The organism is Streptomyces sp. NBC_00322 (genome assembly GCF_036147535.1).
In the GTDB taxonomy this organism is placed as follows: Bacteria; Actinomycetota; Actinomycetes; order Streptomycetales; family Streptomycetaceae; genus Streptomyces.
Window position 1 is genome coordinate 1,939,776 of sequence record NZ_CP108019.1, and the last position, 18,621, is coordinate 1,958,396.

The 18,621-nt window shown below is 66.6% G+C and carries 12 protein-coding genes and 4 pseudogenes; 6 read left to right on the forward strand and 10 right to left on the reverse strand.

Going from position 1 to position 18,621, the window contains the following annotated elements:
• Window positions 1–65 precede the first annotated feature (65 nt).
• Window positions 66–2,195: a hypothetical protein gene (locus OG905_RS08835; protein WP_328667185.1), complete on the forward strand. Its 2,130-nt coding sequence runs from the start codon at window positions 66–68 to the stop codon at window positions 2,193–2,195.
• Window positions 2,196–2,331: 136 nt separating this feature from the next.
• Here the strand turns inward: OG905_RS08835 and OG905_RS08840 are convergent.
• From OG905_RS08840 to OG905_RS08865, 7 genes and pseudogenes are all read right to left on the reverse strand, one after another.
• Window positions 2,332–3,884: pseudogene (locus OG905_RS08840) on the reverse strand (ISL3 family transposase).
• 81 nt (window positions 3,885–3,965) lie between these two features.
• Window positions 3,966–4,706 carry a transposase gene (locus tag OG905_RS08845; protein ID WP_328667186.1) on the reverse strand — a complete coding sequence of 247 codons (741 nt, stop codon included), beginning with the start codon at window positions 4,704–4,706 and terminating at the stop codon, window positions 3,966–3,968.
• 145 nt (window positions 4,707–4,851) lie between these two features.
• Complete coding sequence (locus OG905_RS08850) at window positions 4,852–5,529, reverse strand: transposase family protein (RefSeq protein WP_328667187.1); 678 nt, start codon at window positions 5,527–5,529, stop codon at window positions 4,852–4,854.
• Window positions 5,530–5,611: 82 nt separating this feature from the next.
• A pseudogene (locus OG905_RS39085) lies at window positions 5,612–5,704 on the reverse strand (transposase); the annotation flags it as partial.
• Between the two features lie 17 nt (window positions 5,705–5,721).
• Window positions 5,722–6,936, reverse strand: coding sequence for an IS110 family transposase (locus tag OG905_RS08855; RefSeq protein WP_328667188.1), 1,215 nt, complete (start codon window positions 6,934–6,936; stop codon window positions 5,722–5,724).
• Window positions 6,937–7,153: 217 nt separating this feature from the next.
• Window positions 7,154–7,546: pseudogene (locus tag OG905_RS08860) on the reverse strand (transposase); the annotation flags it as partial.
• Window positions 7,547–7,872: 326 nt separating this feature from the next.
• Complete coding sequence (locus tag OG905_RS08865; RefSeq protein WP_328667189.1) at window positions 7,873–10,275, reverse strand: NPCBM/NEW2 domain-containing protein; 2,403 nt, start codon at window positions 10,273–10,275, stop codon at window positions 7,873–7,875.
• A 241-nt stretch (window positions 10,276–10,516) separates the two neighbouring features.
• Here OG905_RS08865 and OG905_RS08870 point away from each other — a divergent pair, with 241 nt between their 5' ends.
• From OG905_RS08870 to OG905_RS08885, 4 genes and pseudogenes are all read left to right on the forward strand, one after another.
• A complete protein-coding gene (locus tag OG905_RS08870; protein WP_328667190.1) occupies window positions 10,517–10,708 on the forward strand; it encodes a hypothetical protein in 192 nt (63 codons plus the stop codon).
• A gap of 706 nt (window positions 10,709–11,414) precedes the next feature.
• A complete protein-coding gene (locus OG905_RS08875; RefSeq protein WP_328667191.1) occupies window positions 11,415–11,567 on the forward strand; it encodes a hypothetical protein in 153 nt (50 codons plus the stop codon).
• 642 nt (window positions 11,568–12,209) lie between these two features.
• A pseudogene (locus tag OG905_RS39090) lies at window positions 12,210–12,420 on the forward strand (galactonate dehydratase); the annotation flags it as partial.
• 1 nt (window position 12,421) lies between these two features.
• Entirely contained in the window at window positions 12,422–13,252 is an 831-nt protein-coding gene (locus tag OG905_RS08885; protein ID WP_328667192.1) for a hypothetical protein, read from the forward strand.
• 520 nt (window positions 13,253–13,772) lie between these two features.
• Here OG905_RS08885 and OG905_RS08890 read toward each other — a convergent pair.
• From OG905_RS08890 to OG905_RS08900, 3 genes are all read right to left on the reverse strand, one after another.
• Window positions 13,773–14,801 (reverse strand): ABC transporter permease, encoded by a 1,029-nt coding sequence (locus tag OG905_RS08890; RefSeq protein WP_328667193.1) that lies wholly within the window; start codon window positions 14,799–14,801, stop codon window positions 13,773–13,775.
• Between the two features lie 26 nt (window positions 14,802–14,827).
• Complete coding sequence (locus tag OG905_RS08895) at window positions 14,828–16,438, reverse strand: sugar ABC transporter ATP-binding protein (protein WP_328667194.1); 1,611 nt, start codon at window positions 16,436–16,438, stop codon at window positions 14,828–14,830.
• Window positions 16,439–16,523: 85 nt separating this feature from the next.
• Window positions 16,524–17,846, reverse strand: a complete 1,323-nt coding sequence (locus OG905_RS08900) for a substrate-binding domain-containing protein (RefSeq protein ID WP_328667195.1) — start codon at window positions 17,844–17,846, stop codon at window positions 16,524–16,526.
• Between OG905_RS08900 and OG905_RS08905 the strand changes: the two genes are divergently transcribed.
• Window positions 17,799–18,575, forward strand: a complete 777-nt coding sequence (locus tag OG905_RS08905; RefSeq protein WP_328667196.1) for an SDR family NAD(P)-dependent oxidoreductase — start codon at window positions 17,799–17,801, stop codon at window positions 18,573–18,575. The genes OG905_RS08900 and OG905_RS08905 overlap by 48 nt on opposite strands.
• The last annotated feature ends 46 nt before the right edge of the window (window positions 18,576–18,621 follow it).

Here is an 18,621-nt window from a genome sequence, read left to right on the forward strand (position 1 = left end):
TGATACTGTCCGCCGCCCCCATCCTGAACGCCGGCCCCGCCGCAGCAGCAACCACGACGGATCCGGTGACCAAGCTGTACGCGCAGGCACCGAAGCCCACGATGGGTTGGAACTCGTGGTACGGATATGGAGGGTTCCAATTCTCCGGCGCCCACACCAAAGCGAACATCACGGCTAGGAACATCAACAGCACCACCATCAGGGCCGAGGCCGACGCGCTGGTCACCATGGGGTTGAAAGCCGCCGGATACGACACGGTCTGGCTCGATGAAGGCTGGTGGGATGGCTCCCGCGACGCGAACGGAAACATCACGGTCGACACGACCCAGTGGCCCAGCTTCACCGTCGGCACCACCATCTACCAAGCCGGCATGAAAGGCATCGCCGACTACATCCACGCCAAGGGACTGAAAGCCGGCATGTACACCGACGCCGGTCCCACAGGCTGCAGCAAACTCCCTGACGGCAGCGCCGGTCACGAACAACAGGACATAAACGCATTCGCCGCCTGGGGCTACGACGCCGTCAAGATCGACTTCTGTGGAGGCCTCGCCGCCGGCATGGACGATGCCAACGCCTATTGGACATACCGTCAGGCCATCCTGAACAACGCCAGCGGCAGAACCATGGTCTTCAACCTCTGCCGCTGGGCGTACCGCAACTACCAGCCTACGACGGCAAACTCCTGGCGGACGGACCTTGACATCGCCGCCGTCAACGACGATGGCTCCTACACGGCTGGCTCCGGCCAATTCTCTTGGTGGTCAAAGGTCATGCGGAACCTGGACACCAACGCCCAACACCCGGAGATGGCAGGACCCGGTCACTTCAACGACCCGGACTATCTCCTCACCGGCCACGCCCTCGACAGTGTCCCCGCCGCCTCCACCGACGCCGCGTCCAGGTCACAGTTCAGCATGTGGGCCATGATGGCCGCCCCGCTCGTCATCGGCACCAAAGCCAGCACCCTGTCGGACGCCTCCGTGGAAACGTTGACGAACAGTGAAGTCATCACCGTCGACCAGGACGAACTCGGCGCTCAAGGCGTGAAGGTCGCCGAAACAAGCCCTGGCCTGCAGGTATGGTCCAAGCGACTGGCTACCCCAAACACCCGGGCCATCGCGCTGTTCAACCGAACCGGGACGGCAGCAAATATCACCGTCAACTTCGCTGATACCGGCCTGACAGGTCCCGTTTCCTTGCGCAATCTGTGGACCAAAACCAACCTCGCCGGAACGTTCACCCCCAGCTACACCACCAGCGTGCCTCCGTACTCCACCGTCATGCTGAAGGCCACCGGCACCGAGTCCAGCACCTGGACCGACACCGGTGGCCCCACCGGTGGCATCCAGTCTTCCAGCCCCGCGATCGCCAGCGGAGGCCCGGACAGCAGCGACGCGTTCGTCCGGGGTAATGACGGTGCCCTCTACCAGAAGAGCTGGACCGGCACCGCATGGAGCACTAACCCCAATGACTGGACCAATCTCGGCGGACCCACCGGTAACACCTTCCTCGGCGCACCGGCGGTCGTCTCCAACGCTCCAGGACGCATAGACGTCGCCGTTCGTGGTACGGACGACCAGGTTTACCACCGTGCCTACTGGGGCGGCAGTTGGCACGCCTGGGAAGACCTCGGCGGTGAATTGAAGGGTTCCCCGGCGATCAGCAGCGGGAGCCCGAACACATGGGATATTTTCGCCCAGGGCACAGATGACGCCCTCTGGCACAGGGGCTGGAGCGGCACCACACTGAGCAACTGGACCAAACTCGGCGGTCCCAACAGCAACACGTTCAAACCAGCCAGCAAGCCGGCAGCCGTCTCCCACGCTCCAGGAGAGATAGACGTCGTCGTTCGTGGTACGGACGACCACATTTACCGCCTTGCCCACCGGGGCGGCACTTGGAGCACCACCTGGGAACCCCTCGGCGGTACCGTGACGGGTGACCCGGCGATCAGCAGCGTGAGCAAGGACAGGTTCGATGTTTTCGTCCGGGGCACAACTGGCGCCCTCTACCAGAAGCACTGGAACGGCAGTAGCTGGCAACCCGGCTGGACCTGGCTAGGCGGCCCCAACAGCAACACGTTCAAAGAAGAGAGCGCGCCGGCTGTGGTATCGCTCGGCGGTAATCAGCTTCACATCGCTGTCCGCGGTACGGACGACCACACCTATGTGAGGAGGCTGACCAGTCAATAGGGCCCGACGAGTCCCATCCCGCCCGCCCGCGCGTCGCCGACCGAAACCGGCGGCGCGCGGGCCTGTTGACACCGTGAGTAAGGGGTCTGTCAAACGGACGGCCCTGGCTCACATTCGGTGGTGGCGGAGGGTGACGCTATCCGAGGAGGATGCGGTGGCGGAGGAGCGGGAAGCCTGCCCGGCCGTACATCTGCCGCGCGATCAGCTTGGTCTTGGTGTTGACGCCCTCGGTGGGTCCGTTGCTGTGCGGGAGGGTGAGAGCGGCGATCACAGCGTCACGGTCTCGCTCCAGCCCTCGGGTGAAGGCGTGCAGGTGCGGCAGATCGGCCGCGCGGACCTGGGCGATCCAGAACTCGAGCGTGTCGGCATTTCCTGGGTGTGGCTTCAGGAGCTGGGCGAAGGTCCGGATGTGGGCGGCCAGTTGTGTCACCTCGGGGCAGGCGGCGGTGAGCCGGGCGAGGAGGCCGTGATGCTCTGACGTGAGGTTGTCGGGCCTGGTGAGCAGCATCCGGGCGAGCCTGCGCGCGGAGATGTGGCTGCGTTCGGCGTCCGCGCGGCCTTGGTTGATGTACTTGTGAAGCAGGTTGACGCAGCCCGTGAACCCGAGGCTTTGATCTCTTCGAAGAGGTGCAGGACGGGGACGGCGAAGTCTTCGGCCCGGCGTTTTCGCAGGTGCTCGCGGTAGGGATCGACAAGGCTGGCCCGGTACTTGGGGACGCGGAGCATCCGCTCGGGTCGGTCGGCGCGGGCGTAGCGCTTGACGGTGTTCAGGGACAGTTGCAGGCGGCGGGCACATTCGAGCAGGCCCACGCCCGCCTCGAGGAGGTCGTGGACCTGGTGCCAGCGCTCCAGGGTGGTCTGGGCGCGGGGCCCGTCGTACAGGGGTGCGTCCAGCACGGTGGCCCAGCAGCGGCTGTGCGCCTTGACCTCGCTCAGGGCGCCTTCGCACAGGTTGTGCCACAAATGCCAGCGATCAGCGACCTGTGTTGCCTTGGGCAGGGCGCGGCGGATGGCCTCGGCGTAGGTGGCCGAGCCGTCGCGGCACACGATCTCGACGCCCGGATGGGTCCGCAGCCACGATTCCAGGGCGTCGGCCGTGCGGTCGGGCAGTACGTCGATCCGCTCATGGGTCTCGGCGTCGATCACCACGGTGGCATAGCGGTGCCGCCGGCGCAGAGCGAAATCGTCGACGCCGATCACGCGAGGCACCCGCCCGACGGCCAACGGGATGCGCAACAGGGCGCGCAGGGCAGTGTGACGCGACAAGCCCACCGCGAGTATCGAAAGCAAACGTGCCCCCGCCCGGCCCGCTAACTCTTTGACCACGGCCTTGACTTGCCTGGTCAGACGGGCTGTGCGTCGCTGGTATCGCTCCAGCACGCCAGGCACCTGCTCGCGGAAGGTGTGACGGCAGCCGCGCGTGGGACACACCAGGCGCCGCACCCGCACACGGACCACCACCCGCCGCCCGTCCACCGGTACGTCGGCCACGGTCCGCAGGTGAAAGCCGTGCACACGATCGGACGGCGCCCCGCAACCCGGACACGGCACCGGTTCCTCCGGCGTCCGTGCCCGCACCAGAATCCGCTCGGCCTCGTCGGTCACATCCTCGATGGCCAGCGGCGACAGACCCGAAAACACCACATCTACAAGCTCGTTGACATCACGCACGCCATGCCAACGACCCATCACAACCCTCCGTCACCACCGAATGTGAGACAGGGCCAAACGGGGTTCTGTCGACGATCTCGTGATCCGGACGGGCTGGACTCATTGCGCGAGCAGGACGCGTTTGCGAAGGAGATCGAGGCTGGCTCGGCCGAACATCTGCCGTTTCAGCATCTTCAGCCGGTTGATGTTGCCTTCGACGGCGCCGGAACTGTGGGGAAGGGACAGTCCGTTGCGGACGGCGTCGAAGTCGCGGCGGAGGTTGCGGGCGAAGCCCGCGAGTGGGGCGAGGGAGTCTCGTTCGACCTCGGTGATCCAGTCCTCGAGGCGGTCGCCGTGGCGTGCGGTCATCATGACGGCGAACTTCCTGACGTGCCCGGTGAGCCGGTCCAGCTCGGGATCGCGTTCACGCAGCCGGTGCAGCTTACCGGCGTCCTCGTCCCGCAGGTGTTCGGGGTGAGTCATGATCCATGAGGTGACCTCGCGGACCGACGGAGGCTTCGGTCCCGGATCGGGTGCGTGTCCGCGCCCGGTGCGGTACTGCCGCAGATGACGTTGGACGGCCAACTCGCCTCCGAGGTATCCCTGTTCCTGAATCTCGCGGTAGAGCTGGGTGGCGTTTCTGACGCCTTCGTTCCAGCGCCGGTGCAGGTAGCTGACATGCGGGTCGACGACGTGCGCCCGCTGCAGGCTTTTGGCGACGACGTCGTCAGCGGAGGGGGCGTTAACCAGTTTGCGGACGGTGGCCTGGTGTAGTCCGAGTTTCCGGCCGATCGCCGCCTTCGACATCCCCTGCTGCCACAGCTCGTGGGCGGCAGCATGCTGTTCACGGAGCCGAGTCACGATCTTCAGCTCTGTCGGCGGCTGGACTACCTGCGGTTCGTCGGGAGTGTCTGCGGGTTCCGAAGGCGGTTCGGCCAGACGGGAGCGATGACCGTTTACCGTCTTCTCGACCGCCTGGCCGAGATTGGCCCACAGATGGTAGCGATCAGCGACCTGCTCGGCCTGCGGCGCCCCGATGCGTGCCCTCCGCGTAACCGCCGGACCGGTCCCGGCAGATCACCTTCACCTCGGGGTGGTCGCGGAGCCATGCGGCGAGTTCTTCGCCTTCGCGCCCGTCGTAGAGATGCGGTGGACGGTGGGTGGCCATGTCGATCAGCACCGTGCCGTAGTGACGGCCCTTACGGAAAGCGAAGTCGTCGACGCCGAGCACCTCCACCTCGCCGACCTCCGGTTCGGGCAGGGCTCTGACCAGCCGCAGCAGCGTGTCCTTGCCCACGGTGATGCCGACCGCGGAGGCCAGCCGGGCTCCTGCCCGGCCGGCCAGGGCCAGTCCGATCCGCGTCAGCACCCCGCGCAATAGCGGGGTCTGGCGACTGTGCGGGGTCGTCAGTCCCACGATCTGCTCGGCGAACGTCACCGCCGTGCAAGCAGTGTTCTCGCAGCGGAACCGGCGTATGCGTAACTCGATCACCACGCCGAGCCTGCCCACGGCGACGTCACGCAGCTTGCGTACGTACCGGCCGTGCACCCGAGCAGAGCTCTGACCGCACCGGCAGGACCCGCACTTCGCCCGCACCCGCGTCCTCAACACCACCTTGTCCGGGCGTCGCTCGACCTCCTCGATGAGCAACTCGGACAGGTACGGAAACAGCTCCAAAAGCACATCACGAGAGCACGCGATGCATGATTGCGAACGGTGGGAACACGCCGCTCAACCGTCCGGATCACGAGATCGTCGACAGAACCCGGACCTTCACATGGATCGCGGCGATGAAGATGACCGGATAGACGGCCTCCAGCGGCCGGTTCTGCCGCTCCGTCATGCCTTCCAGAACCTTGATGCTCCTATCGTTAGTCAAGCGGCAGAGAGCCAGCTGCGATAGGAGTCGGCGAAGGTGTCATCACGGCGAAGGCCCCGTTCGATGTTGGAGATGACGGCGGGCCAGACTCCGAAGTGGTTCGCTGCGGCGGTGAGCGTGATGTTCTTGGCCTGGCGGGCGGGCCTGAGGTCCGCGATCTCGGGGACTTCGACTGTGGTGGTCAAGAGGCGGAACACCTCCCGGGCGATGGCACGTTTGAGGAGCCGGATGATCTCCTTCTTCGTCCGGCCGGCCTTGGTTTGACGCTCCACGTAGTCACGGGTGCGCTGGTCGCGGCGCATGCGGACGAGCGCAATGCGGTAGAGGGCCCCATTCGCCGCGCGGTCACCGCCGCGCGAGAGCCGGTGACGGTTGGTCTTGCCGCTGGAGGCCGGAACCGGGGCGACACCGCATAGGGCGGCGAAGGACGCTTCGGTGCGCAGGCGGGCGGGGTTGTCACCAGCGGTGATCAGCAGTTGCGTAGCGGTGTCGGGACCGACGCCGTAGGCGGCGCGCAGGCCGGGGTTGAGCCCCGTGACCAGAGTGCCTAACTCCTCGGTCAGAGTGGCGTGTTCGGCGGTCAGACTCTGGACGCGTCGCGCGAGCGTGCGCAGGGCGGTCAGGATCGGAGCGTGGACGGGATCGCTGCTGACCCGGAGCCGGACCAGGGCGTCGATGCGCTTGTCACCCCGCAGCACCTCGTACTTCGCGCGGATACTCTCGGGCGCGCTGATCAGGATGTGTCCGATCTGGTTCAGCGATGCCGTACGGGCCTTGATCGCGGATCGTGCCGCGTTGTGCAGAGCCCGGATCCCGGCGACGGCATCGCCTTTGGGGGCACTGGTGGCCCGTCCGGACATGACCGCACGAGCCGCGGCATAGGCGTCGATCGGATCGGACTTGCCGATCCTGCGACGCTCGGCCTTGTCCGGCCGGTTGACCTCGACCACGGTCAGACCGGCCTCGCGGGCCGCGTGCGTGAACCCCGACCCGTAGGAGGACGTGCCCTCCACACCGACGGCGGCAACGGTGCCGTGAGCAGCCAGGAAAGCCAGAGCAGCCGTGTATCCGGCGGCCGTTGTGGGGAACTCGGCATCGGCGATCTGCCTACCGCGGTCGGTCACCACGGCAACGTGGACAGTGTCGGCATGAGAATCCACGCCGCCGATCACCACGTGTTCGACGACTGCTGCAGTGTCCGTTCCTGTCATGCTGGAGATGCCTTCCTGACCGGAGGTGGCTCCAGCCGGGTGGGGCAGACAGGACAGTGATGGGGCCTCTGGCCAGGCTCCTATGAGGTCATGATCCACCCGGCCGGGCCTCGGGAACGGGCCCCGGCAGCCGGACAGACCAAGGTGAAGACAGCCCAGCAGGACGTCAGTCAGTGATCGAGCCACGACCACCGGGAACCCGGATACCACTATCACTGTCAGTGATGGTCGAGATGGTCTGGCGGGACACCTCGGCCACGTGAACTTGGACCTTGCCGGTCGTCAGGCCTTTCCCGGCAAGGGAGATGACCATCTCGTCGACGCCCGTGAGCCATTTCTGCCGCTTCTTGACGATCTTCGGTTCGAAGGTGCCGTCCCGGTCGGGAGGCACGGCGATCTCCACCGGCCCGATGTCGGTCAGTACGGTCTTGCCGCGTTTGCCGTTGCGGGAGTTGGCGCCGTTCTTGCCTGCCGGATCGTGCTTGTCATAGTCGAGAAGGTCAGTCATCTCGGCCTCCAGCGCGTCCTCCAGAACCAGCATCACCAGCCCCTGGAGCGGACCGTTCTCGCCGACCGGGTTCAACCCGCCGCTGCGGGCCCGGCTCACCAACTGCGCGGCCGGGTCCCCGTGCGGATCCGCGGCTTCGCCAACTCCGCCCCGTCCTTACGACGTTCGCGTTCGCGCGAGGGCGCTCGCCCTTGATCCCCAGGGCGCATCATTCCCGGCAGAGACCATGTCTCATGCCCTAGAGAACACACCGGTGCATACCCGAAATCCCTGACAGTCCTGGCAACCCGGGTGGTGGAGGGCCGCCAGACCCGCCGTGTACTGCTCTGCGGACGTCATCGCAGTGACAGTCCGCACGCACGGCGAGACCGCCACCTCTTCAAGGCGGCGGTCTGCCTGACGTTGTGCCGGTTGTGCGGATTGGCTACCTAGCAGGAATGGACAGCGCCTGCCCAGTCGGCATGGTCGAGGTAATGGCCGTCGAGGTTGGCGCCGTCGACGACGAGGCGGATCGCCTTGTACTTGGTGGTGGTGTCGACGGTGGTGTCGACGTCGATGAAGTCCGGTTCGGAGGGTTTGACGATGTGGTCGCTGGCGTGGAGGAGGATGTCGTCGGTGGTGATGTCGGGGGTGTCATTTTTATCGCCGAAGACGTAGAACTTGACGCTGCCGCCGCCTTCGGTTTCGGCGTCGACGCCGCCAACCGCGGTGAAGCGGGAGCAGCCATTCACGTTGATCCTTATGTCGGAGTAGGCGTGGGCGCCGATGCCCTTGGGGTAGTAGACGCCGTTGACCTTGATCCGGCGCCCGTCCTTTGCCGGTTTATCGTTGTTGGACTGGTCTCGTTCTGCCGGTCCCCAGCCTTGGTATGGCTCCGCGGACCAATCGCGGTCGGACGAGAAGGACGCCGCCTTTGCTGTTCCTCCTTGACAGGTGATCTTCGCGTCCGCCCAGTCGGCGTGGTCGTAGGCGTTGCGGTCGTAGGCGCTGTACGTGTGGTCGTTCGTGGGGATCGCGCGGAGTTCGAGGAGCTTCACACCCGCGATGGGCACGTTGAGCGTGGTGGCTGCTTGCTCGGGGGTTTTGTCGTCGGTGTAGGCGAGCAGGCGGCCATCGCCGTAGACGCCGAACTGGACGTGGCCCAACCCGGCAGGAACCGTGGAGTCGACCTCGTCGTCGATCCCCACCTTGGCGGAGAACTGCGAGCAGGTGCCGCCGGGCCAGTAGTAGATGCCGGAGTCGGCGTGGGTGCCGAGACCCTTGGTGTAGGGGGTGCCGCCGATCTTGAGGGTTCCACCATCGTTCAAGGCGAGCCCTCCGTTGGACTTGTCCTTCTCGAGCGGTCCATAGCCGCCGACCGTTTGCCACGGGCTCAGATCGCTGAGCTGGTAGGTGCCTGCGTCCTTGTGGAACGTGGTCAGGGACGAGTTGGGGCTGAGGCGGTAGACGGCGACGTCCTTGGGGGGGACCTTGGCGGAGATTGCCCCGCTGGTGTTGGAGGTCGTGCCGGTCCAGAGGTCCTTGAGCGTGTAGGACGAGTAGCCGCCCAGTCCGACTCGGGTTGCGCCGGTGGAGATGGTGATTTCTTTGCCGCCCTCGCCCCGGTTGAGCAGGGCTACCGCGACATCGCCGTTCTCCAGCGGCTTGGCCCACACTTCAGCGTCCTTATAACCACTGATCGTTTCAAGGTCCTGTTCACGGCTGATCCGGCGTCCGCCGGAGCCGCCCCAACTCTGGTTGACCTCAATGAGGTCCTTGTTGGTCAGGATTTGCGTGATCTTCTTCGCGTATTCCGCGGGCTCGACCTGCGTTGTAGATTTCTCGGCTTCCGTAACCTCGTCCCAATTCAAAGTGGCGGGATTGGCGGCGAAGAACAGCGGGCCACCGCTCATCGCCCACAGGGCGAACTGGGCGCGGTCCTCGCCGAGGGGGCGTTGAGTTGTTGCTTGGCGCATGAGTTGAACGTAGTCCCAGTCCACCCAGCGGTCGGGCGCGCTGCGGAACACCTCCTGGGCGGCGACGTCGACGAGGTCGAGCGTGGGCGCGAACTTTTTCTCTGGGATCGGGACCGGGTAGTTTTGCCACCATCCGGTCTCAAGGTCTTCGCCGGCTCGTACGGTGTCCGCGTAGTCGCCAAAGTCGTTGGTGTTTTGGAACTCCGAGTAGTTATTGGAGCCAGGGTTGATGTTGTACACGATTTTGCGACCGGTGGCCTTGAGCGCCTTGCGCATGACGTCGAACGCCGACTGCATAGTCTTAACGTCGCCCGACTGCTGACACCAGTCGTACTTGAGCAGGTCCACGCCCCAGAGGGCGAACTCCTTGGCGTCCTCGACCTCGTGGCCGAGGCTGCCCTCCTCACCGCCGCACGTCGTCCCGGGTGCGGAGTAGAGGCCGAACTTGAGGCCCTTGTCGTGGATGTATGTGCCGAGTTCCTTCATCCCGAGGGGGAACTGGACGGGATCGGGTTTGAGGGCGCCCGCGACAGCGTTCCCGTTTTTGACCTCGGGGTCGGTGGCTGTGTAGCGTCCGGCGGCCTGCCAGCAGTCGTCGACGCCGATGTACGTGTAGCCGGCGTCCTTCAGGCTGCCTTTGTCCACGACGTTGGGGGCGACGCCCACCAGCCTCTCCGCCGCTATCGCGTCGACAGCCTTTTTGATGTTGGCTGCGGTGAGCTGCCCCTCCTTGTTGCACTCCCAGGTGTACCAGGTGTTCCAGCCCATCGGCGGTTTGGCCACCGGGTCGGCCTTCGGAGCGGCTTCGGCGGGCGTCGGTGCGTAAAAGGCGGTGGCTGTCAGGGCGGTTGCCGCGAGAGCGGCGGCGGCGAACACACTGACCGCACGGCGGGCGCGTGGACGGGGTGGGCGGGGTCTGAGCGAGTGGGGCGAAGGGGGCGCTGAGGCGGACATGGTTTCGTTCCGTTCGTCGTAAGGGTGAATGAAGAAGGGGGATCGGTGCGTATCTGCTGCGGCCGTCCGCCGCGTCGGCTTCTCCTCACCTGTGGGCGGCGCGCGAACGCTGACGGCGGGGTCGTGGGTGAGTGGGTGAGTGGACAGATCCGGGGTGTGAGGGGTGCTGCTGCAGGCTGCCGACGGCGCCGGCTGGGAGCGGGCCCTGCGCTGTCCCTGCCTGGGCAGGGTCTGGATCAGCCTGCCGCCGCTCAGGATCACCGAGCCGGCGGCCGTGGCCCGGTTGCCGGACCGGCACCCGGGCAGGACCACCGAGGCGGCACGCAGAACCACCGAGGTCGAACATCGAAGGTGACCCGGCATGGACACGAACTCCCCCTCGCTCAAGCGCAAGGCGCAGCACATCGGCGGCAAACCAATGGGTGGACGCGGTTCCGGCTGCCCCAGGTAGCCCGGGACGCTGTCTGCGGCACCCCGTGGCCGCATCCGGCAGAGCAAAGGCGAGAGGCGAAGCCGTCGTGGGCGGCCCCCTCGTCCCAGATCCTCATCCCGCTCGCCACCACACCGCATGGGGCACTCGATTCACTCTGGTGGGTCGGTGCGATGTCTTCCGCCGTACGCGGCCGCCGGAAGCGCTGGGGCGGCAGCGCCCGATCCAGACCGAAGACCACGGGCATTGCCTGCCGTCACCGTGAGCACGGTCCGACCGCCAACCGCCCGTCGCTGCCGCATCGTGAGAGTCGTTGTCACGAGCCATCCCCCTGAGCCATCAGGCCTGCCAGAGGTGCCTGCCCAGGGGAAAGAGACGTGCGCGCAGCGTGGCACGCACCCGCAAACCACGTCAAGATGTCTTCCTAATTAATTAGAAGTATCAGTGGATAGGTCGAGGCCACGAACAACAACAAGCGTGTTACACAAGGCTGCGACCAGAGCATCTCCCTTGCGCATGCGGGTATAGCGGGACAAATCGGTGTGGGTCGAGGTGTTCACCGGGCTACACATGGCCAGTTCGGGCCGCCGCTGGAGGCGGCGCGGGAAACAGGGCGGCGACGGAGACAACCATGAAGTCCGCGACGCGGTCGACGACATCGGCCGCTGTCTGGCCTTGGGCCCGAGGCAACCTCGTCAGCGCAGTCAACCGCGACATGGTGGTCCTCGGCGGAACGCTGCGCCACCTGTTCCCGGTGACCGATGGCTCCTGCGGTCCTGACTGAACACCGGACTGCGCCGCGCCGCGGACGAGATCCGCCTGGAGACCTCCGCGCTGGGCGGCGGCTCCGCCTTGACCGGAGCCGCCGAACTCGCCTTCGCCCCGCTCCTGGCCGACCCCTTGAAGCTCTTCGACGGCCGACACTGACGCGAAGGGCTGTCTCCCGCGGGGACCTTTCGGTGCACGTCACCCCCCTGACCGCCAGGACCGGCCCGCCCGTGAGGGGAGCACATGACTGAGCATCTTGGGGCGGCAAGCTGCCCGTAGTGGGAGCTTCGCTGCACAACATCGACCAGGTTATTAATAAATTGGGAAATAATGTTGACCTAGTTGAGTCCTGGTGGGACTCTGACCAGATCTATCTGCGGCCCTGACACGTTGCAGTGAACGGTCGAGTTCTCACCGTGCTCTGCAGGGGGAGAACCCGACCGGTGCTCATCGCGGGTGAGCCAACAACGGCTCGAGGGGGCATCGATGCTCTGCTGTGGACGCGTGTCGCAGCTGGCCACCGCCGCGGAGGCCACGGCGCTGCTCCAGCGGATTGCGGTGGCCCGTGATGTGCTGGGGCCCGAACGTGACCTCGCCGTCGATTTCCCATGGGCGTACCACACTGGCCGGCTTCCGGTGAGTTATGCCCGAACTCGTGCCGCTGCACCCGTTGTTCATCGCGCTCGCGGCCAGTATCCAGGTTGCGTTCGAGACCCCGAACTTCCTCATCCAGGAGCAGAGCATGGGCATCCACTACCGCACCCGGCCTGGGCATCGCGGTCGACGAGAACGCGGTCCGGCAGGCGGACCGCACCGGCCACGCCTGGCGCAACCCCGTGTGGCGCCACACAGACGGTTCGTTCGCGTGAGATGAATCCCACCACCCTCACCCTGCACATGTCCGTCGACCTTGCTCACGGCGGGCGTTGGACGTCACTGCGCGGTGGAAGCCGTGAGTGGCTGTGGCAACGCGAGGACCCCCGCCGTCACCAGGTGCGTCCCGGTGACGCCTTCGTCGACGCGGGCGGCCTCGAAGAGTGCATCCCCACTGTCCGCGGCGCACCCGACCATGGCCATGCCTGGTCACGCCCCTGGCGTCAGATCGGCGACACGGCCGTCGTCGACTGCCCGGAATTCGTGCTTACCCGCTCCATCAGCCACAACGACGGGGCGCTCGTCGCCGACTACCGTCTCGCGGCCGCACCGGGGTACCGGTTCGTGTGGGCGGCGCACGCGCTCCTTGAGGTCTCCGCCGCGGCCCGTCTTTCGGCCCCGGCCGGCACACCGGTGCGGCTGTGCCCCGAGGCGGAAGCGCTGCTCGACGTTCCGTGGCCGACCGGTGCTCCTTGGCTGGAGGGCCAGTGGCCAGCACCGCACGGGCTCGCCCTCGACCGGCTCGGCCCGGACGACGGGACGGCGATCGGCGCGGTGCTCGCCGATTGCGCACAGGTCCAGGTCGTAGACGGCTCCGACACTCTGAACATGCGGGTCGAAGCCGATGGCCAGCCCACATCGGTGGGACTGTGGCGCAATCTCGGTGGGTTCCCGCCCTCCGGCCCGTACCGCAGCATCGGCGTCGAGCCGATGCTCGGCGCTGTCTTCAACCTCGCCGACGCACGTCCCGCTGACGCTGCGGTCGTACCCGCCTGCGGGGAGCTGGTCTGGCGCCTCGTTCTCACCGCCACACGGACACGACCGTGAAACCTGCTCGATCAACTCCAACCGCCCGCCGCCCCGAGTCCTGGCCAGGACTCGGGGCGGCGGGCGGTTACGGCAATCGGCTTTGGCGATCGTATGCGGCAACCACACCGACGGCCTCGCCGTGGTCCATGCTGACACTCGCCGAGGAGGCAGTTGGCCTTGTCGAGGTCCGCTCCCAGCACCGACGCCCCACGCGTCATCGCCCGCGCCCCGCCGAACTCGGCTCCTGGGTGCGGCACTCCGTACCGGATCCGTACTGACCGCCCAGGACGCCCGTCGCGTCGCGGATGTCGGCGCGTCGTTCAGCGTCATGCCTGGCCTCAACGCCGGCATCGGTGAGGCGGAGGGCTGCCTGAACCACGCCGTGCCACAGCAGCTTTCGCTTCCCCTCCCACGGTGACGGGGAGGGGCCTTCGAACCCGCGCCGACCTCGCCCTGCTCGATGCAGCCAAGCGCCGCACGCCGACCAGACATTGATCCCATGCGTCACGTGCTTGGTGACGGAGTGGCTCACCGGGCGTCAGGTCGGCAGGCCGATCCGGCGTTCTCCGCTGCGTGATTGCTGGATGACAACGGCGGCGACGAGGAGCCCGCCCTTGGCCAGGTTCTGCCAGAAGGGGTTGACGCCGAGCAGGGTCATCCCGTTGCTCAGCACGCCGAGCAGCAGGACGGCGAGCAGTGTGCCGGCGATCGTGCCCTTGCCGCCCTTGAACGCGCATCCGCCGAGGGCCGCGGCGGTGATCGCTTCCAGTTCCAGTCCCTCGCTGCCGGACACGGGCTGGCCGGAGCCCGTGCGAGCGGTGATCAGGATGCCGGCGACCGCAGCCACCACGCCGGTCAGCGCATAGACGGCCATCAGGTACTTGTTGATGTTGATGCCGGCCAGGCGGGCCGCGGTGTCGTTTCCGCCGATCGCGTAGATGTTGCGGCCGATGTCGGTGGTCTTGAGCATCACGTGGACGCCAAGGGCGACCACGGCCAGCACCCAGATCAGGGTAGTGACGCCAAAGACGGATCCGCGCGCCAGGAAAACGAACACGTCGTCGGCGCCTGTGTAGCCACGGGCGCGGCCGTCGGAGACGAGCTGTGCGACACCCTTGAACGCCGCAAGTGTCGCGAGTGTGGCAATCACGGGGTTGACCCTGCCGACCACGATGATGGCTCCGTTGGCCAGGCCGCACAGCAGGCCCACGCCCAGTGCGGCGCCTACGCCCAGGACTGGGTTGTCAGAGGTCGCCTCGAATGCCATCGCGCAGATCACCGAGCCCAGTCCGGCGATCGAGCCGACGGAGATGTCCAGAGCGCCGCAGATGATGACGATGGTCTGCACGACGGCGAGCAGGCCGGTGATGGTGATGGCCGTGCCGATGGAGCGCAGGTTCGCGGCGAGGAAGAAGTTGGCGTCCTGTGATCCGACCAGCGCGACCAGCAGGGCGAGCGCGATGAGCAGACTGACGTTCTGCACGCCGATTTGGTCCAGCAAGCGGCGAAGTGGTGCAACGCGCCGTCGTTGGCCTTCGGTCACGGCCTGGCCCTCGTCGACGTGCACAGTGGGATGCGTCACCAGGGTGCTCCTTATCCGGTGGGACGGTCGGTCATGGCGAGGGACAGGATGCGTTCCTCGGTCGCTTGCGTGTGGTCCAGCTCTCCGGTGACGCGGCCGCCTTGAAGGACCACGATCCGGTCGGCGATACCCAGCAGCTCGGGCAGCTCAGAGGAGATGACGATGAGGGCGACGCCGGAGTTCGCGAGTTCGTCGATGATGCGGTAGATCTCGGCTTTGGCTCCGACGTCGACGCCCCTGGTGGGCTCGTCGAGGATGAGGACCTTGGGTTTACGCGCCAGCCAACGGGCCAGGACGACCTTCTGCTGGTTGCCGCCGGAGAGCCGGCGCACCTCTTGCTCGATGGAGACGGCACGGATCCGCAGCTGCTTCACGTGGGCTTCGACCAGGGCGCGTTCGGAGCGGGTATCGACCATGCGCAGTCGGCTGAGCCGGCCAAGTACGGCCAGCGAGGTGTTCTCCCGCACCGAGCGCCCGAGCAGCAGCGCGTCGGCTTTGCGTTCCTCGGGGGCGAGGCCGATGCCCGCCTCGATCGCGTCCCGCGGGGTGCGCAGTTTCAGGCGCTTGCCTTCGAGCCGTATCCAACCGGTGTGGATGCGGGTGTCCCCGGCGATGGCCCGTGCCAGTTCGGAGCGCCCGGCGCCGATGAGTCCGGCGAGTCCGACGACCTCGCCGGCCCGCACTTGCAAGCTCACGTCGTGTACGTCGTCATTGCCTATCCCATCGACCTGCAGGACGAGCGGACCCGGCTCGCAGCGCCGCCGGTGGAACATCGCCGACAGATCACGGCCGACCATCATGCGGACCAGTTCTTGCTCCGTTGTGCCGCCGATCCTGCGAGTGCCAACGAGCCTGCCGTCCCGCAGCACGGCGACGCGGTCGGCGAGCTCGAAGATCTCGTGCATGCGGTGCGAGACGTAGATGACAGCCACACCGGAGTTCCGCAGCTGTTGGATGAGGCGGAAGAGGGTGGTCGCCTCGTTCTGCGACAGTGACGACGTCGGTTCGTCGAAGGCGATCAGTTTCACTCGCCCCACCAGCGCGCGGAGAATCTCCACAAGCTGGCGCTGGGCGGGCGACAGCTGAGTGCCGAGGGCTTCCGGGGAGATGACGTCGGCGAACCCGTACTTTTCCAGATCGGCCCGCATCCGTGCGAACAGGACGCGGCGGTTGACGAACCGCCCCCGGCTGGGAAGGACGCCGACGTATACGTTCTCGGCGACCGACACGTGCGGGATGATCTCGGGTTCCTGGCAGATGACGCGGATCCCGGCGCGTTGTGCATCACGAGGGGAGGCGAATCCACGCAGTCCACCGTGGTACTCCAGCCGTTCAGAACCGGGCCGGAATACGACGCGCATGTCGCCGGGGGCGTCCTGGGCGAAGACGGGCAGGCCGTGTGCCAGCAGCCGCCCGGTGTCGGGCTGATGGTCGCCGGAGAGGGTGCGAAGGAGCGTGGACTTGCCGGCGCCGTTCTCGCCCATCAGCGCAAGGACCTCCCCGGCGTACACGTTGAGGCTGATGTCTGACAGGGCCTGGACTGAGCCGAATCGTTTGCCGACGGCCTCCAGACTCAGGACGAGCGGCGGCTCACCCGCCGTTGTGGGGTTCAGGGCGCCCATGGTGATCCTCGGTTTCGGTGGACGGAAGGTGGAGCTCCGGCCGGTGCCTCGAAGCCCGTTGGCACCGGCCGGGCAGGAGTCGGGCTCAGACGCAGTCGACCCCGGCCGTCCGCCAGTTGCTCTTGTCGACGATGGTGGTCTTCGCGATGGTCTTCGGTGGCAGTGGCTTGCCGTCGCGCACCGCGGACACCAGGGCCTGCACCGCTGAGCGTCCGACCTCTTCGCCGCTGATGTACAGGGCAGCCTTGTTGCCGGTGTTCTGGTCGGCGGCCCAGTCCTTGCACGTGAGGTAAGCGCCCAGGCCCACGCCGATGATGTTCGCCGGCTTCACTCCGGAGTTCTGGAGTGCGGTGACGGCCCCGGTCTCGCTCTCGTCGTTGCAGCCCCACACCAGCCAGTGCTTGACGCCTTGGTTGGCGGTGATAGTGGCAGCGGCCTTGTTCTGCGCGTCAGTGGGAGAGTTGTCGGTGCCGACCGGGATGACCTTCACATCGGCGCCGGATGCTTGAGTGAAGGCGTCGCGGGCGCCGTCAACGCGGTCGGTGCAGACCGACAGGTCCTGCTTCGAAACAGCCATGATGGCGGTGTTGGCCGGATCCCAGCCGGCTTCCTTGTACAGCTCCCCGGCCTTCTTGCCGACCTCCTCGCCCATGCGCCGGCCGTCGAACCCGACGAAAGGCGCCGGCGTACCGTCGGCGGCCTTGAGGACGTCGTCGGAGGCGATCAGGGGAATTCCCGCCTGACGGGCTCTGTCGATGATCTGTGGGCCGATCTTCTGGTCGGGCGCCACGATTGCGATGGCGTCGAACTTCTGGGCGATCGCCGTGTCCATCTCGGTCATCGCCTTGTTCGCATCGGTCCCGAGGTTCACCACCGTGACCTCGGCGCCGAGCTTGGCGGCCTCCTCTTTCGCGCCTCGCGCCTGATCCACGAAGTACTGCTGATCGCCCTGCTTCTGCAGGTACGCGATGCGAACCGTGCCGGTGTGCTTGGTGCTGCTTGCCTTGTTGTTGCTTTCCTTGGCGGCAGGTCCGGCCGTGTCCTGGCCGGAGGAACAAGCCGCCAGGTTGAGGGCGGCGACCAGGAACGTGGTGGCCGCCAGCAGGTGGCGCCGAGTGGGCGACTTCCGTGTCATGACGCTGAGCCCTTCAGTGAGCGGTATGGAGGTCCGACTGCCGACCCGCTTCACGAGCCGGTCCTCCTCAACCGGTGGCGCCGGGACGCCCATCCGGATCGGGGGTGTGAGGAAGCTTGCGCCCTGGCGCCACCATGCGTCAAGATTAATTCTTAATTTATTGCTAGTGCCTCGGCTGTCACGTGACGATGGGCCGCGGTCGCCGCCCAGAGGGGAGAGCCATCCATGAGTGAGGAGTCGATGAGGTCCTTCGGTGATCGGTTCGCGGGCCACACCGCCGTGGTCACCGGTGCCGCCTCAGGCATCGGTGCCGCGACGGCCCGCAGGCTGGCCGCTGACGGTGCGGCGGTGGTCCTGGTGGACGTGTCGCCTGCAGGCGCCGACGTCGCGGCAGAGCTCGCAGCCGAGGGAAGATGCGTCCGGTTCGCCAGAGGTGACGTTGCCGACGAGCAGGACTGGCTGGCCATCGTGGACACAGCGCGTACTGCGTTCGGGCCGGTCACGGTCTTGGTGAGCAACGCCTTCGCAGTCGATGTGGCAGCCGTGCACGAACTGCCCCGAACGTCGTGGGACCGTCAGCTCGCCGTCTGTCTCACGGGCACGTTCCTCGGCGTGCGGGCCTGCCTGCCCGACCTGCGCCGGCACGGCGGCGCAGTGGTCATCACGTCGTCCGTGCACGCTCTGGCCGGTATACCCGGTCACCCGGCCTATGCGGCAGCCAAGGGTGGCCTGACGGCGTTGGCCCGCCAGCTCGCCGTCGAGTACGGGCCCGGTGTGCGCGTCAACTGCGTGCTTCCCGGTCCTGTCCGCACCCCGGCGTGGGATCGAGTGGGCGCGCAAGAGCGTGAGAAGAGCATCGCCGAGACTGTGGTCAAACGGTTCGGCACGCCTGAGGAGGTGGCGGCGGCCATCGCGTTCCTGGCCTCGAATGAGGCATCGTTCGTGACTGGCGCGAGCCTCGTGGTCGACGGCGGCTGGAGCGTACTGAAGGCCTCCGCATGAGCGGCAGGGCCGGGAAGTCAATTCAACCCATAAGGGTAAAAGGGGG